This window comes from Arenibacter latericius DSM 15913 (assembly GCF_000424985.1).
Classification (GTDB): Bacteria; Bacteroidota; Bacteroidia; order Flavobacteriales; family Flavobacteriaceae; genus Arenibacter; species Arenibacter latericius.
Genome location: NZ_AUKX01000003.1, coordinates 135235 through 151368 on the forward strand (window position 1 = coordinate 135235; position 16134 = coordinate 151368).

General features: G+C 37.8%; 13 protein-coding genes and 1 tRNA gene. 3 read left to right on the forward strand and 11 right to left on the reverse strand.

All coding sequences use genetic code 11. The annotated features are described in order from the left end of the window. Positions 1-16: 16 nt before the first annotated feature. Positions 17-1927, forward strand: a complete 1911-nt coding sequence (locus H344_RS0102290; RefSeq protein WP_026808805.1) for a peptide-N-glycosidase F-related protein — start codon at positions 17-19, stop codon at positions 1925-1927. A gap of 5 nt (positions 1928-1932) precedes the next feature. Beyond that, on the forward strand, positions 1933-3630 hold the full coding sequence (gene recJ, locus H344_RS0102295) for a single-stranded-DNA-specific exonuclease RecJ (protein WP_026808806.1): 1698 nt from the start codon (positions 1933-1935) through the stop codon (positions 3628-3630). 74 nt (positions 3631-3704) lie between these two features. Here the strand turns inward: recJ and H344_RS0102300 are convergent, their stop codons facing one another. The 9 genes from H344_RS0102300 to H344_RS0102340 form a co-directional block, all read right to left on the reverse strand. Beyond that, on the reverse strand, positions 3705-4478 hold the full coding sequence (locus H344_RS0102300; protein ID WP_026808807.1) for a UDP-2,3-diacylglucosamine diphosphatase: 774 nt from the start codon (positions 4476-4478) through the stop codon (positions 3705-3707). 18 nt (positions 4479-4496) lie between these two features. Continuing rightward, complete coding sequence (queD, locus tag H344_RS0102305; protein WP_026808808.1) at positions 4497-4946, reverse strand: 6-carboxytetrahydropterin synthase QueD; 450 nt, start codon at positions 4944-4946, stop codon at positions 4497-4499. 40 nt (positions 4947-4986) lie between these two features. Further along, entirely contained in the window at positions 4987-6189 is a 1203-nt protein-coding gene (locus tag H344_RS0102310; RefSeq protein ID WP_026808809.1) for a PHP domain-containing protein, read from the reverse strand. A 184-nt stretch (positions 6190-6373) separates the two neighbouring features. Continuing rightward, positions 6374-7699, reverse strand: coding sequence for a Na+/H+ antiporter NhaA (nhaA, locus tag H344_RS0102315; protein ID WP_026808810.1), 1326 nt, complete (start codon positions 7697-7699; stop codon positions 6374-6376). A gap of 271 nt (positions 7700-7970) precedes the next feature. Beyond that, a complete protein-coding gene (locus H344_RS0102320; protein ID WP_026808811.1) occupies positions 7971-8840 on the reverse strand; it encodes an RluA family pseudouridine synthase in 870 nt (289 codons plus the stop codon). A 279-nt stretch (positions 8841-9119) separates the two neighbouring features. Beyond that, on the reverse strand, positions 9120-9596 hold the full coding sequence (locus tag H344_RS0102325; protein WP_026808812.1) for a DUF4199 domain-containing protein: 477 nt from the start codon (positions 9594-9596) through the stop codon (positions 9120-9122). Positions 9597-9599: 3 nt separating this feature from the next. Next, positions 9600-10367 carry an enoyl-CoA hydratase/isomerase family protein gene (locus H344_RS0102330; RefSeq protein WP_026808813.1) on the reverse strand — a complete coding sequence of 256 codons (768 nt, stop codon included), beginning with the start codon at positions 10365-10367 and terminating at the stop codon, positions 9600-9602. Between the two features lie 72 nt (positions 10368-10439). Beyond that, the gene (locus tag H344_RS0102335; RefSeq protein ID WP_026808814.1) at positions 10440-11774 is read right to left on the reverse strand and encodes an MATE family efflux transporter; all 1335 of its coding nucleotides are present in this window, start codon (positions 11772-11774) and stop codon (positions 10440-10442) included. Between the two features lie 12 nt (positions 11775-11786). Continuing rightward, on the reverse strand, positions 11787-12287 hold the full coding sequence (locus H344_RS0102340; protein WP_026808815.1) for a GNAT family N-acetyltransferase: 501 nt from the start codon (positions 12285-12287) through the stop codon (positions 11787-11789). A 351-nt stretch (positions 12288-12638) separates the two neighbouring features. On the opposite strand from H344_RS0102340, the gene H344_RS0102350 reads away from it, so the two are divergent. Then, positions 12639-12715 (forward strand) — tRNA-Ala (locus H344_RS0102350). 62 nt (positions 12716-12777) lie between these two features. On the opposite strand, the gene H344_RS19590 is transcribed toward H344_RS0102350, so the two are convergent. Further along, positions 12778-14043 (reverse strand): PQQ-dependent sugar dehydrogenase, encoded by a 1266-nt coding sequence (locus H344_RS19590; RefSeq protein WP_034256050.1) that lies wholly within the window; start codon positions 14041-14043, stop codon positions 12778-12780. Positions 14044-14364: 321 nt separating this feature from the next. Beyond that, complete coding sequence (locus tag H344_RS0102360) at positions 14365-15615, reverse strand: amidohydrolase family protein (protein ID WP_240484934.1); 1251 nt, start codon at positions 15613-15615, stop codon at positions 14365-14367. Between the last annotated feature and the right edge of the window lie 519 nt (positions 15616-16134).

The following is a 16134-nucleotide window of genomic DNA, read 5'->3' on the forward strand; positions in this document are numbered from 1 at the left end:
TCTCTAATTCTTCCCAATGATTAAAAGATATGTATCTATTCTGAGCGTCTTTTTTGGATTGCTCCACGGTTTGGTTGCACAACAAACCCAACACATTATTTCGCATAATAAAGAAACTATTGTTACCGACCCTTCCAAGGGCGCAAATAGCTATAAGCGGGAGGTAGTATTCCCAGGAAAAGAACGAGAAATTAGGCAGATAATGCTTAATTTAAAATTCGAATGTCCAGATGGGATGAGATGTGCAGATTGGGACTATGTAGATCATATTAAGGTGCAGCCCAAAAATGACTCTATCTCCTATGAGATTGCTAGGATGCTAACTCCCTATGGAGGGCGCTTTCAAGAGGATTGGGGTTTTAATTGGAAGGTAGATCTAACCGACTTCAGTCCTATTTTAAGGGATAGCGTAGTTGTAGATTATATCCATACCGGTTATGAGGACAATAAGACTAGAGGTTGGAAAGTAACCGTAGATTTCGAAATTATATATGGTAAACCCATTGTGGAAGCATTGGCCCTTCATAAAATTTACGATGGAAACTTTAGTTATGGTGATAAGAATGATCCTATAGAGAATCATTTGGTACCAGTAAACCTAAAGGCTAATAAGGAGTTTAATTTTGGTAAGGTTAAAGTTTTGCAGACCGGCCATGGAATGGATGCTAATGGATGTGGAGAATTCTGTGATAAATACCGTGAAATTCTACTTAATGGGCAGGTAATTCATTCTCAGCAATTGTGGATGAAATGTGGAGATAACCCGTTGTATCCACAGGCAGGTACTTGGATTTTTGATAGAGCTAATTGGTGCCCAGGATATTTGTTACAGCCAGATGAGGTGTCCTTTACACTAGATTCCAAAGAATCCTATACTATAGACCTTAATATGGAGCCGTATGAAACGGAGAATCCTAGCGCTAAAGAGTTATTGGTGGCCTATGTGTTGGAATATGGAAAAATTAACTCTGTAAATGATGTTTCATTGGTAGATATTATTACCCCATCTAATGAGGAAATTTACAGTAGGAAGAATGAAACTGGAGCCTTAGCGGTTATCAGAATAAAGAATAATGGCAAGGATAATTTAAAATCCGTGATGGTTCATTATAACTTGGAAGGCCATAAATCCAAAAAGTTTAAATGGGAAGGCGACCTTCCTTTTGGGGAAACCGCACTATTAACCTTGCCAGAAGAAATCTATACCGAAAAAGAGTCGGCTACATTTTATGTAGAATTAAAAAGACCTAACGGGAAAAGAGATGGGTTTACGGGAGATAATGCAAAACAATCAGTTTATACACGTCCCGATATTTTACCGGAAACAAGTGTTATCTACTTTAAGACTAATAATAAGCCAGGGCAGAATCAATATAAAGTAATGGATAGCTATGGGAAGGTACTATTTAAAAGAGATAGCGTAGAACTTGCACCAAATACTGTTTATAGAGATACCCTTCAACTGCCAAAGGGGAATTATACTTTTATGGTAGAAGATTCGGCAGGAGATGGATTGGAATTCTGGTATAAGGCCAAGGATGGTAGAGGGGATGTTAGGCTGCTAGATACACTAGGAAGAGCTATAAAACATTTTAACTCTGATTTTGGTAGCCATATTATTTATAACTTTAGGGTAGAACCTAATGCAACTTACCATTTAGACAATGAACCATCGGTTACCATGTTCCCTGCTAGAACTGATGGACCTGTTACCTTGGATTATTTTTCGAATGAGAAGAAACAGGTAGAGGTAATTATTACGCAACAAGAAGATGAATCTAAGATTGTGGAAACGCATTCTTACAGTGAGTTAGATAAGGGGACCTTTACCTATGATCTTTCATATCTACCAAAAATGCGTTACTATCTAAAGGTGGTGGTAGATGGTAAAGAAATATTTAAAAATAGGATTAGGTTAAAAGAGTAGTACCTATGCGGTGGACCATTAAGCCAAAACCGGAAGAAGAGCAGATTAGGGCCCTGGCTACTGCATTGGGTGTAGAAGACTTGGTCGCGCAGCTTTTATTGCAAAGAGGAATCACCACATTCGAAGAGGCCAAAAGTTTTTTTAGGCCTAAATTATCTCAGTTGCATGATCCGTTTTTAATGAAAGATATGGAAGTAGCTGTAGCCCGTATAGAAGAGGCAATAGCTAACGGAGAAAATATCTTGGTTTATGGGGATTATGATGTAGACGGCACTACTTCTGTAGCATTATTATCATCTTATTTGGAGTCGTACTATCCCAATGTGGCTACCTATATTCCAGACCGATATACTGAAGGATATGGAGTTTCTTTTAAAGGAGTAGATTTTGCGGAAGACAACGGTTTTACCTTAATCATTACCTTAGATTGTGGGGTGAAGGCCATTGATAAAGTGGAATATGCTAGGCAAAGGGGCATTGATTTTATCATTTGCGATCACCATAGACCTGGTAGTGAACTCCCTAAAGCAGTAGCGGTTTTAGATCCTAAAAGGGAAGATTGTCCCTACCCCTTTGATGAGCTTTGTGGTTGCGGGGTAGGTTTCAAACTTATTCAGGCTTTAGGGTCTAGGAGAGGGGAAACTATAGATGATCTTATTCCCTATTTAGATCTAGTAGCTACCGCTATTGGAGCAGATATAGTCCCTATTACTGGAGAGAACAGGATTCTTGCTTTCTGGGGGCTACAGGTAATTAACAAAGCTCCTAGGACTGGTTTTAAGGCAATTATCGATAACATTAAGAAAAGTGAACTTACCATAACCGATGTTGTTTTCATTATTGCACCTCGTATTAATGCCGCAGGACGAATGGAGCATGGTCAACATGCAGTAAATTTATTGCGAGAACAGGATTTAGAAAAGGCACAACAGTTTGCCAAAGAAATAGAGGTATATAATACGGATAGGAGGAATCTAGATCAGGAAATTGCCAGGGAGGCACTGCTGCAGATTTCGGAAAATAAGGAAGAAAAGGGGTTTACCTCTGTTGTCTACAAGGAAACTTGGCATAAAGGCGTTATAGGAATCGTGGCTTCCCGACTAATAGAGACCTATTATAGGCCTACCTTGGTCTTTACAAAAAGTGGAGATAAGTTAGCAGCCTCCGCACGCTCTGTTAAGGGTTTTGATGTGTATAGGGCGTTAGAGGAATGTGCAGATACTATTGAACAGTTTGGGGGACATAAATATGCTGCTGGACTTACGTTGTTGGAAGAGAATTACAAGGCTTTTAAAACTAAGTTTGAAGAAGTTGTAGCTCAAAACATTGATAAAAAGCTGTTGTCTCCAGAGATAATGGTAGATGCTATTATCTCATTAGATCAAATAAGTCCTAAGTTGATGCGTATTATAAATCAATTCGCTCCTTTTGGCCCCGGTAACTATGCCCCCATGTTTATGGCAGAAAATCTTATGGATACTGGATACGCCAAGGTGGTAGGTCAGGATGGAGGGCATTTAAAATGTCGACTTGCAGATGCTAATGTGGGTACTAAGGGAGGAAGTATTGATGCAATTGGATTTAATTTGGGAACAAAATTAGAACGAGTTAAAGAAAAGGGGTTTAGTGCCGTCTTTTCTTTGGATGAAAATGAATGGCAAGGAAATATTAGCCTTCAATTAAAGTTGAAGGATATTAAATAAGCCTTGTTAACATTTAGTGGGTATTAGAAATAGAGGGATAGGGAGGTGTGGTCTCTATTGATATATAGGGAGTTCTAACTTTCTATAGCCTCTTTATCATATTTTTCCAAGGAGAGCTTGTTGTCTTGGAAAACACCATAAGTAAAATAGGTGATCCAATCCCCAAGGTTTATATAGGTCGATTTTTCGTTCAGCTTAATTTCTAGAGGCAAATGGCGATGTCCAAATATAAAATAATCGTAATGTTGCTGTTCTAATTTTCGTCTGCAATAATGTACTAGCCATTCATTTTCCTCCCCTAGAAATTTTACATCCTCATCTCCAGAGATCATTTTGTTTTTTACGGATAAATATTGTGCCAATTTAACCCCCAAATCTGGGTGTAGCCAATTATACAGCCATTTTGAAAGGGGATTTGTAAATACCTTTTTCATCCGTTTATAGCCTATGTCACCAGGACCTAATCCGTCGCCATGCCCAATTAGGCAGACTTTGCCGTTTAAATTAAAGACTTGCGGTTCGTGGAAAACAGGGATGTTTAGTTCTTCTTCAAAATAGCCATTCATCCAAAGATCGTGGTTCCCTACAAAATAATATATCGGGATTCCGGAATCGGTGATTTCTGCTAGTTTTCCTAAGGTGCGAGTGAAACCTTTTGGTACCACAGTTTTATATTCGAACCAAAAATCGAACATATCCCCTAATAGAAAAATAGCTGCAGCATCCTCCTTAACCTCGTCTAACCACTTTACAAATTTCTTTTCCCTAGGGAAACTCAATTCTGGTGTGGGGGCTCCAAGGTGATGGTCGCTAGAGAAGTATATTTTTTTGCCTTCCGGAACTATAATGGACTTCATCTTAGGGCTTTAATTATCAGAAGCATACCATTCTGCAAAAGAAGAATCGGTCTCTTGTAGTCTAAGGGAGAATAGTTTAATGTTTTCTGGCAACCTTCTTTTTATTTTTTCGGCAAAGTGAATTACCATATTCTCACTTGTAGGTTGATAATCGGCTAAAATAACATTGTGTCCCCTATCGGTAAGTTCCTTAGCCAATTCTACGTGAGGGGTGTTTTTATTGAAGACAGTAGCATGATCATACTTGTCCACTATTTCTTCCTTCACTATTTTCTTTAGGTCTCCAAAATCGATAACCATACCTAACTTAACATGGTTGGTATCGGTAATGGGGGTTCCTATAACCGTTACGGAAAGCTTATAGCTGTGTCCATGTACGTTTCTACATTTGCCATCATACCCGAACAAGGCGTGTCCCGTTTCAAAATTAAACTGCTTGGTAATACGAATTTTACTCATAACTATAGTTTGCCTTGCAAAGGTAACCCATTCCGGCAAATTAATTAGAGATAAGTATAGGCTGTGTCCATGCTACCTCATATTTCATATTTTCTATGGGATTTTCCTGTTGTTTATTCGATGTGATTTTACAGCGCACAAAAAGAAGGTCTTTTGGGAATTTGTATTGTGCCTGGGAAGCATCCACGGATAAAAGTTCTTTTGTTTCAGTTGCCCCCTTAAGGCAACCTATAAAAGAAATAGTATACTTTACTCCAGGCTCTGCTGCTACGGCAACCGATATCCCTTCTGGTGTACACTCTAGGGAAGTTAGAGAAACCCCGGTAGAAGCGTAGAAATCTCCTTTTTCCATGGCATGAATCAAGGAGTGAGCAGATAAGGTGTCGGTTTGCACCACGACCCAACCCCTACCGGCATTGCTCCATTTGTGGCCTTTTTTATGGTAGTTGTGAGAATCGTCTGTAGCCAGTCCATACATCAGGGGCTTATTATCTTTTATATAGGATATATTGATCTGATCCCACATTTGTTCCGTGGAGATATGGGTAGAATCCCCTAAATTATGTACCATATGATGTCCGTTGTAGACTTCAAAGAATTGTTCTCCTTTTAGAGAAATCATATCCTCTAGGGTAATGCTATAAAAGAAATTGGGGTGGTTAATGTGTGGCATTATTGGGATTCCCGTTTCCCTGCGTTGTTTTAAAACTTCATCCAAATTGTTCTGCATGGTTTCTGCAACGCTATTACCACCTTGAGGATCAATTTTACGCTGTATATTGGTAGCGTTTATATGAACATGTTTATCCTTATATCTATCGGTGATTTCTTCGGAATGTAAGACAAGGAATTCTCCCGGTTTTTCTAAAAGCTGACTATATTCTGCGTAGGTTTTTAGCTTTACCATTATTTTTCCTGAGTCCCTTTTATATTCTACCCAATTTTCCCCATAGGTGTTTAGATAATTATTGAAGCTATTTTGAAAAAGGGAATCGCTACGCACTGGTATCCATTTCTCTTCCATAGAAATGGTATTGTGGTCTGATAAGGCTATGAATTGATAGTTGTTGGATTTATACCAGTCCAGAATAATTTCGGGAAACTCGTCCCCATCGCTCCAAAAAGAATGTGTGTGAAGATTGCCCTTGTACCACTTCTTCTTCTCTTTATTTTCTTTTTGAGCTAAACCGCTTATAGAAAATAGAAGTAAGATTATTACAAGGGAAGATAGTACGTTTTTCATGTGGAGCTTTTTACATATCAAAAGATAGTGAAAAAAGCTCCGAATTTCATGAAAATTACTGAGAATGATTGTCTTACGATAGGATGATGGCTTTTATATAGAGGTTAATCTGCCTATGTAGCTTAGGTGAAAATAACACTTTAGCATGCCCTTATTCCTATCATAAATTTAGCTTTAAAAGGAATTATTGTGCTGGCTGTTTATTTAAAAATAAATATCCACCTAAAGCTCCAATTATTGAGGCTATAAAAATTCCTATTTTGGCTTGTACCATATACACTTCGCTAGTAAAAGCTAGGGAAGTTATGAATAGCGACATGGTAAATCCGATAGAAGCTAAGAAGCCTATTCCAAATAAATTTTTAATACTCATGCCATGTGGTAGCGGCGCTACTTTTAGCTTTACGAGGAGCAAGGTTGCCCCGACTACTCCAACTAATTTACCAATTACAAGCCCTAGAGCTACGCCTAAAGCTACATTGGTGCTAAATAATTGTTCTGGGTCAATGGCAATGGAAACCCCAGCATTAGCTAATGCAAAAACAGGAATAATGAAAAAGGTAACAAAAGGGTGCATTCCGTGTTCTAGGCGTTGTAATGGCGGAATAATTTTTCTTGTGTCGAGCTTTATTTTATCTAAAATATGTATTTGCTCATTGGTTAAAGTTGGGATATTGTGGTTGGGATCAATATTTTGAAACTTCCCTAAGTAAGTCTGGATCTTTTTGATGTAAGTACTTTCCTTAATTCTCATATCTGCAGGAATCGTGAAGGCGGCAAGAACGGAAGCAATAGTTGCGTGTACCCCGGAAAGAAGGAAGGCCGTCCAAACACCTGCAATTCCTAATATAGCATAAAAGAATATATTTCGGATACCCATTTTATTTCCTATCAACATAATCACAACAAAGCCTAAACCAATAGAAAGACTTATTAATGAAATATCTGAGGTATAGAAAAATGCGATGACCATAACAGCGATTAAATCATCTATAATAGCTAAAGCCGTTAAAAATACTTTTAGTGATAAGGGGATTTTATCGCCTAGAAGATATAGGATACCTAAGGCAAAAGCAATGTCCGTAGCCATTGGGATTCCCCAACCGTTACTAGCTTCTCCAGTAGGGTTAAGTAGTATATAAATAATTGCAGGTACAATTACTCCCCCAATAGCAGCGCCAATAGGTAGTAATGCTTTCCTTGGATTGGAAAGTTCTCCTCCAACAATTTCTCTTTTCAATTCTAACCCTAGAACAAAAAAGAAAACTGCCATTAATCCATCGTTTATCCAATGAAGAAGGCTGTATTTTAGAAAAGGTTCTCCTTCGAATTGTAAACCTAGTTTCTGATTAAAAAAGCTGAAATAATATTCAGACAAAGATGAGTTTGCTAATATTAAAGCAATAACAACACTGATTACCAGTACGATTCCGCCTGATTTTTGTTGTTTCATGAATTTTTTTATTGGGCTGGTTACTTTGTCAATAGGATAACGCTTCTCTTCTGCCATAATTATCTAATCTTTTTGTGTAGCTTTACAAAACTACATTTTTAAAATTATCACCCGCATTTTTCACTAAATTTTTCGGGGCTTTCAAATTTCTGTAGCAATATATCTTAAATAATACTATAAAACATGGAGGGATAAAGAATACTTTATAGGTTTAATTACATTAAGTTTAATGCAGGGTATATTATAGAAGGGCAAAAGCCATATACGGGGAGGCAATAACTTTAAGAGAATATGTCCATGTCCGTAATGCAAATGGTTAAGTAGAAGTCTACGTTGTCTTAGAAGGAAATAATTTCTTAAACTTAGAGGGAAGTTCATCTTCAAAATAAAGTGCTTTTCCAGTAAAAGGATGTGTAAATTTTAGCGTATAAGCGTGTAGATATAAGCCTTTTCCCTTTAAAATTAATGGTTTAATTCCATAGTCTTTATCGCCAAGGATTGGGTGGTTAATGCTAGATAAATGCTTGCGTAACTGATGTCTTCTTCCGGTTATGGGGTTTAGTTCTACTAAGTTAAGATATCCAAATCTTTCCGAGGATATAGATTCAACCAACCTGTAATTAGACTGTGATTCTTTTCCATCAATATCAGAGGCAACTACACCATTCTTATCCATTTCACCAATAGTAACCGCATAATAGGTTTTTTCTACTTTTTTGTCTTCAAACATTTTATTTAAAGCGCGAATACTACTGCTGGTTTTTCCAGCTAGTAGAATACCTGTGGTGGCATAGTCTAACCGATGCACGGGTTGTGGAATGGTGGCATCTAACAGAGAACTGGGCTGAAGGTTTTGTGGTAAGACGTTTGCAATAGTTTTAAAACTATTACCACTGACTAAAATTCCAGCAGGCTTATGAATCACTGCCAAATAATCATCTTCAAATATTATTTTTAGAGGAAAAATCAGCTTCTTTCTAGAATCAACTTCTTTTGGAGGGAACAAGTTTACAGCATCGCCACTATGTATTAAAGTTGCAGTGGTAGCAATAACATCGTTAACAGTAACGCGGTTTTTCTTGATTGCTTTTTTTAAGGCTGATTTGGTTATAGCTGTGCTGAATATTCCAACACCATATTCTTGTAGTCGAATAGGTGAAGGTATAATGGGAACAATATGTTTCTCGGTTGGACTGATTGTATCTTATTTTCTTAATAGGGTTATGGAAAGTACAATTATCTTTTTCAGTCTTATCCTTCAGCGATTTAATTTTATGCTTAGGTATTAAATAAGCTGGGGGATTAGTCTACTGTCAGCACCCACTACCGCTTATACTTACGTTTGTTAATAACCCTATTTACGAAGAATATTACTAGAAGAATAAGGGCAAGTAGAGGAAAAACAAGGTCGCTATTTAGAAACGATATAATATCCATGTCACAAATTTTTAAATTATAAAACGAAAAAACGTACAGATTATTGTTTTTTCACAAAGAACGCTACAATAGCAGAGGTGATTACTCCCATAGTTAAGGCACCAAAAAAGGCTTGTAGCATATAACTCCCTATGCTAAAATAGTTTTCTGCACTTTCTCTACTAACTTTATTTACTTCTACCGAATAGTCGATTAAATTGTTAAAAAAATCCGGGGAGATTACGGTACTGGTGATATATGGGATGAGGGGACTAAATAGGGCAATAATTATACTTATGGTAACGCCAGAACTAAAGCCCTGCTTCCAATTCATTTTTCCGTCAAAATCGGTTTTTCTCTTATCCAACAATGCCAATACAAAGATGGTAACGGCAACAATTCCAAATAAGTTGGTGTAAAGGAGTTGTTTTCCTATATGTGCGTCATGCAGGCCAACATATTTTTCCAAAATCATCCATGCTAAATTAGCTAGTAGGAACCTTATGGCCCATTTAAACTCTAGTTGGACTTTGCTCATATTTTATTTTTTAAATTTTTCCAATACGGTTTTTGTGTATTTGGACAATGCCAATCTCCCAGTTATTTCTGCCCGTTCTACCAACAAACTTTCCCAATGGCTAGTTCCTTCCCATAATACTTTTCGCCATTCTTCTAATGCTTCGGGGTTGTATTTTGCTAAGTCTTCGGTTAATATTTCTATTTCCCGATCCATAGATTTTATGGTGTTGAATATTTTGGAGAATAAGCCTTTTTCCTGTGCCCAATAGGCATTTTTCCATTCGGTAGGTGCTAAGGAAAGCTCAGATAAGGCTGCAACCCCAATTTTACGTTGTACTGCTGGCGCAATTACTAAGGGGGCAATTCCAATAGTAAGTTCAGATAATCGTATGGATGCTGCCTCGGCCGCAAATACATAATCGCAGCTGGCAATTAGCCCTAATCCCCCTCCTACAGTTTTTCCTTGTATTCTACCTACTATAACCTTTTTACAAGTCCTCATTGCATTAATGATATTAGCAAATCCGCTAAAAAACACCTTGCCTTCCGCGGCATTACTTACCTGTGTAAGCTGGTCAAAAGAAGCGCCAGCGCAGAAGGTGCCATCCCCCTCCGATTTTAAAATAATTACCCTAACGTTAGGATCTTGGGATAACTCGTTAAAAGTATTGGTGAGACGATCCATAAGTTCCAACACAAAGGAGTTACTGGCAGGATGCCCGAATTCTACTGTTGCAATCCCGTTATCAATTTTGGTATATAAACTACCATTTTCTCTAGTTGTTCCCATAACCTGTTTATTAGATTGTAAAGTTCTTACGGTTAGACTGCTATGTGAATAACAGCTATATCGCTTCCAAAATTAAACGTTTTGAAGTAGGGGGCGAAACTTTCTGCGAAATTTCCAGACCAAAGCTCCACCACGTATAAGCATCCAAAGGGTAAAGGCGGCCCAAATACCATATATGCCCCAGCCTAAATACTTGCCAAGGAATAGCAAAGGAATAAAACCTATAAATGAGGCTATAAGCAATACATTTCTAAGATATTTCATTTCACCAAGCCCTTTAAATAACCCATCAAAAACAAAGGCTACCATGTTTAGTGGCATGGATAGTATCAGAATAAAAAATATGGAATAGAAGGTTTTCAGTACAGAGGTGTCATTGGAGAATATACGTCCTATAGGATAGTAAAATATAAAGCCTAGTACTACTAATCCCAAACTTACTATAAGTCCATATTTCATTATTTTTTTTGCTAATAACCATAAGCCATCGTAATTTCTGGCCCCTAAGAGTTTTCCGCCCATGATATTGCCCGCAGCAGCGTATCCATCAATGAAAAAAGCGGAGAATAGCCATAGATTTATGGCAATGGTATGGGCGCCAATAAACCTGTCTCCTAAGGCTGTTGCCTCCCTAACAGCAAGGATCATAGCGGCATTTAAGGCTAGTGCGCGTACAAACAAATTTAAGCTCATTATCACCAATCGTCCTAATTCTGGATGCATGGGAAATCTAAGTTTTAAACTGATGTCGGTCTTAGTAATTAAAAGTATAAAGGCCATTATAGCCATTACTCCTTGGGCAATAAGACTAGCCCATGCAGCGCCTTCCAAATATAGCGGGGAGATATAGCCTTCCACACCATACACCAATATTACATCTAGAATTATATTTAATACCGCCCCTGTAATGGCAATTAACATAGGGTAATAGGTGTTTTGTAGACCCCGAAAAATACCCATAACTGCAAATACAAAGAGGGTTAAGGGGAATCCCCATACCCGTATAGAATAATAAGAGATGCATAACTCTAAAACTTTCCCCGTAGCATTCATCAAAACGAAGATTTCTTCTACTATGAAAATAGTAGAGAGGAGAACAATAATACTTACAGAAATATTTAAGAAAATTGCTTGGGCAGGTAAGGACTGAATCTTATCTATCTTATTGGCGCCTACATATTGGGAAATAATAGCTGAAATGGCACTCCTAGTCTGTCCTAATATCCAAATTAACATAGATAGGAAAGACCCAACAATCCCAGCAGCAGCAAGAGATTCTAGACTGTATTCTGAAATATTTCCTACAATTGCGGTGTCGGTAATAGATAGCAAGGGTTCTGCTATTCCCGCAATAGTGGCAGGAATGGCAAGCTTATTAATAGATTTAAGATTTATATTGGAACTCAAAAGGAAAAACTTTTATAGAATTAATTCATAGCAAAGAAAGGGGTATTTACTCTGTTTTGGAAAAAAGACATGACCCACCTCTCGGTAACCCCTATGTTGATAAAAGATATTGTTGCGTTCGTTTTTGCTAAAAGTATCTAATCTCACAGATATGGCACTTTTATTACGTGCGTATTCCTCAGCATAATCCATTAGGAGTTTGCCATAGCCCTTCTTTTGAAAGTTTGGGTGTACTGCCAAACGATGGATGTAAAAATTATTATGATTTGGTGTGGACCAAGGAATTGAAAAATACTCCTGATCCATAAGAGTAGAAATCACGATAGTGCCCACTATATCGTTGTTTTCTATCAAAAGAAATAGTTCGCCCCTTTGTATATCGTTCTCAAACGCTTCTTGGGAAGGGTAGCTCTCGTTCCATTGGTATATGCCATTGTCTGCCATTGCTTTTGCACAGGCGGCAGTGAGTTTAAGAATTGTTGGAATATCAGATTCCTTAGCCAAACGAATCATGAGGGTTTCTTATTTAAATGGCAAATTTATGCTATTAACTTTAAGGAGCCATTTTTACGAGCTGAGATTTCCTATATGTTTTATAGGGTTGACAAAGCATAACCAAAAATTGGATTGATTTTTAGATGTTAAGTGGAATAGAAGAAGGAAGTCTAACTGCGAATAGGATTATAATTATAATAGAAGAGGTGTATTTTATGGAAAAAGAAGGTGCACTATAGTTTGTAGGCAGAATTTCTACCTATAAACAACTGTACTGCTGTTATTTGTTAAAAAGGACGAGATATATGTTAAATAGCTGAAATTGTATTTTGATAATGCAATAAAAAGTATTTCCTTTGCGTCGTTCTAGGGGGATTAGCTCAGCTGGCTAGAGCGCTTGCCTGGCAGGCAAGAGGTCACCGGTTCGACTCCGGTATTCTCCACCAAGTAACAAAAAAAAGGCTTCCAAGAAATTGGAAGCCTTTTTTTTGGTATTTGTGTCTAGATCTTAATAGGTAATTTTAAAAACAGTTCCATTGAGGTCTTCGGTTACGTAAAGCTCCCCATTTGGACCTTGTGCTAAGCCACACGGCCTGTATTGTACGGGACCGCTAGGGTTGGCCAAATCTATTCCGGCGAAATTGTCGGCGAATATCTCCCAGTCTCCCGACGGTTTCCCATCTTTAAAAGGTACAAAAGCCACTAAATAGCCTTTCTTTAGTTCTGGGGATTGCCCGTGGAAGGCTATAAATGCACCATTTCTGTACTTTTCAGGGAACATGGTTCCAGTATAGAATAAAAGGTCGTTGGGTGCCAAATGAGCTGGAAATGCCATAATGGGATCAATTGCATCTTCACCCGCCGTCTTCTCTCCGTCACCACCGTATTCCGGAGCTAGCATTTTTTGTTTCTTAAACTGATCATAGTAGATATAGGGCCAACCGGCATCATCGCCTTCCTGTAATTCATATAAGACTTCAGCAGGTAGTTCCGCGCTTTGCTTGGCGGTGTAATGCTCAGGGTAATAATCATGGAAAGCCCCACGACCATGTACCGCTGCAAATAAGGAATTGGTCTTATAGTTCCAATCAATTGCCACGGCATTTTTAATTCCTGTGGCATAACGTTTTCCATCGGCAAAGGTTTGGTTGAGCTTGTTGGCATTAAATTGCCAAATGCCCCCTGCTGAATCAAGGATGGTACATGGCATTATACCCTTTCCAGAACCTTGTTCGCGACAAGAATCGTTCCAAGACCCTATGGTGACATACATATTGGATTGGTCATCTATTACAAATGGTTTGGCATTGTCAATACCTTTGTCCGCCATGCCATCAACTATTTTTTCAGGATTATCAATATCAATAATTTCTTCGTTCTCGTTTAGTTTGTAGCGAAAAATGGCAGAATTAGAAGCGGTGTATAAATATCCGTTTTTTATTAATATTCCTGTTCCAGGAAAATCACTAAACAATTGTTGGTCATCAATGGTGCCATCTTGATTAGTATCTTTTAGAAGTACAATTCCCTTTCCATCCTTTAGGGTACCTCTGTTAACATAAATATCTCCGTTTTTGGAAACCGTCATATGTCTTAGATTTCCTAAATCCTTGGCGACTACTTCTATAGAGAATCCATCAGGAATGACGATTGCAGTTTCGTTAACTGGGGTTTGTGTCTTGTTTTTCGTATTCTGTTTGCATTGGATGTTTAATACTCCCAAGAATGCAATAAGAGGTAATAGTAGAAAGCGTTTGGTAATAATGTTTTTCATAAAATTGGTTTCAAAGATTTTAATCAGGGCTAAAGATAGGTTTAGAATTTTATTTAATAATTTAAAATTCAAATTTCTTAAGGCATTTATCACTAGTTGAGATCTGAATGCTTCGTTGCTTGCCCATTGCATTCTGGTTGGTGTCAAATTATTATCGTTATTTTACTTTCCGTACCCCAAGGGCTTGTCTTGAGGTAATTGTCTTTTGAAAAGGAATAGCGATAAAATAAATAGGTATATGTTACTGTAATTATAGAAATATAAGACCGTTATCATGAGCGATAACGGTCTTTTTATGATAGATAAAATGGTGAATTAAGATTACAAGTCTAGTGGAATATCGTACTCCACTTCTTTACGGCGGAAAAGGAACTCTCCATTACGTACAGATGCCAAAACATCTACTCTTTTACGAATAGCCTCATAAACAGAGCTTTCATTTAAAACGATGAAGTTTGCTTGCTTTCCTACCTCTAAACCATAACTGTCTTGGATGTTTAAACAGCGAGCGCCATTATAGGTGATTAGATCAAAATTTGTTTTTACTTCTTCTGGAGACATAATTTGCGCTAAGTGAATTCCGTTATCTAGAATATTCATCATATTTCCATTCCCCATTGGATACCAAGGATCGTTTATAGAATCTTGTGCAAAAGCAACGTTGATCCCTAAATCTAAGAACTCTTTCACTCTTGTTAATCCGCGACGCTTGGGGTAGGTGTCCTGGCGACCTTGCAGATAGGCGTTTTCAGTAGGGCAAGAGATAAAATTCATCTTGCTCTTCTGAAATAAGTCCATCATTCTAAAAGCGTAGGAGTTATCTGCAGAACCAAAGGAACAAGTGTGACTTGCAGTGGTTCTACTGCCATAGTCTTCCATCAGAACCAAGGCGTTTAATAACTCTACAAAACGTGAATGTGGATCATCGGTTTCATCGCAGTGAACATCTATAAGCTTATCGTGCTTTAAAGCGAGTTCTACTATATCATGAACGGATTTGTCACCAAACTCCCTGGCAGGTTCGTAATGTGGAATTCCTCCCACAGCATCAGCCCCCATTTTAAGAGCTTCTTCCACTAAATCACGTCCGCCCTTATACATGTACATTCCTTGTTGTGGGAAGGCTACGATTTGGATATCAACGATGTCCTTTAATTCCTCTTTCATTTCCAGCATTGCTTTAAGTGCTGTGAAATTTGGATCTGTAACATCTATATGTGTGCGGATATGCTGTACGCCTTGGGAGACCTCGTCTTTAATTCCCTTAAGAGCAAGCCTTTTTACACTTTCTATTGTTAGGGTTTCTTTGAACTTTGGCCATAATTCAATAGCCTCAAATAAGGTGCCCGATCCCGCTCCTTCTTGTCCCAGTTCGGATAAGGTATAAACATAGTCTAGATGCAAATGTGGATCTACATAAGGAGGTAGAACAAGTTTGCCTTGGAGATCTATTTCCTCATCGCATTTTGGTAAATCTTTTCCAATCTGAGTGATTTTTCCATTCTCTACAATCATTTCGCTTGCTGCATGGTTGCGATATATTTTCGCATTGAAAAACTTTTTTTTCATCATAGATTAATTTTTAATATTAATATATTCCATTGGGATATACCGATTACTCCAATATGGGTGTAACTTTAATCTTCTTAACTGTTTTATGCAATAAAGAGCCTAGAGGCTCTAAGTTATGCAGATTTAGGGGTTTTTTAGATCGTAATTATCCTGTAGAAGGAATGTTGAGGGTCTTGTTGATTGATGCACCTAGACCGCCCAATAGGTGTTTCTGATAAACGGAAGTAAAATTTACTGTTTGATACAAACATAGGGCAATGTTTGCGGTATTGGAAGGGTCTATGGCTTAATAATGAGAATATTAGCCAATATTTAACTAATTCCCTGTGAATTTTAAGAGACCTATTAGAGATTTAGAGGCTGCTGAAGGCTTAGATGATCTTAGTGATGGAGGGTGAGGGATAGTGGTGCAACCTGTCTAATGGAATAGTAACGCAAGAGTAGTCCTAGAATCTTACTTTTCGGACTAGTGTTTTGTTTTATTAGGAAGTCACTTGCGCTACACTTCATAACATTTGA

Bases quoted from the DNA above. Each gene is read 5' to 3' on its own strand.
- H344_RS0102290 (WP_026808805.1), top strand. From the start codon at position 17: ATGATTAAAAGATATGTATCTATTCTGAGCGTCTTTTTTGGATTGCTC.
- recJ (WP_026808806.1), top strand. From the start codon at position 1,933: ATGCGGTGGACCATTAAGCCAAAACCGGAAGAAGAGCAGATTAGGGCC.
- queD (WP_026808808.1), bottom strand. From the start codon at position 4,946: ATGAGTAAAATTCGTATTACCAAGCAGTTTAATTTTGAAACGGGACAC.
- H344_RS0102310 (WP_026808809.1), bottom strand. From the start codon at position 6,189: ATGAAAAACGTACTATCTTCCCTTGTAATAATCTTACTTCTATTTTCT.
- nhaA (WP_026808810.1), bottom strand. From the start codon at position 7,699: ATGGCAGAAGAGAAGCGTTATCCTATTGACAAAGTAACCAGCCCAATA.
- H344_RS0102325 (WP_026808812.1), bottom strand. From the start codon at position 9,596: ATGAGCAAAGTCCAACTAGAGTTTAAATGGGCCATAAGGTTCCTACTA.
- H344_RS0102330 (WP_026808813.1), bottom strand. From the start codon at position 10,367: ATGGGAACAACTAGAGAAAATGGTAGTTTATATACCAAAATTGATAAC.
- H344_RS0102340 (WP_026808815.1), bottom strand. From the start codon at position 12,287: ATGATTCGTTTGGCTAAGGAATCTGATATTCCAACAATTCTTAAACTC.
- H344_RS19590 (WP_034256050.1), bottom strand. From the start codon at position 14,043: ATGAAAAACATTATTACCAAACGCTTTCTACTATTACCTCTTATTGCA.
- H344_RS0102360 (WP_240484934.1), bottom strand. From the start codon at position 15,615: ATGATGAAAAAAAAGTTTTTCAATGCGAAAATATATCGCAACCATGCA.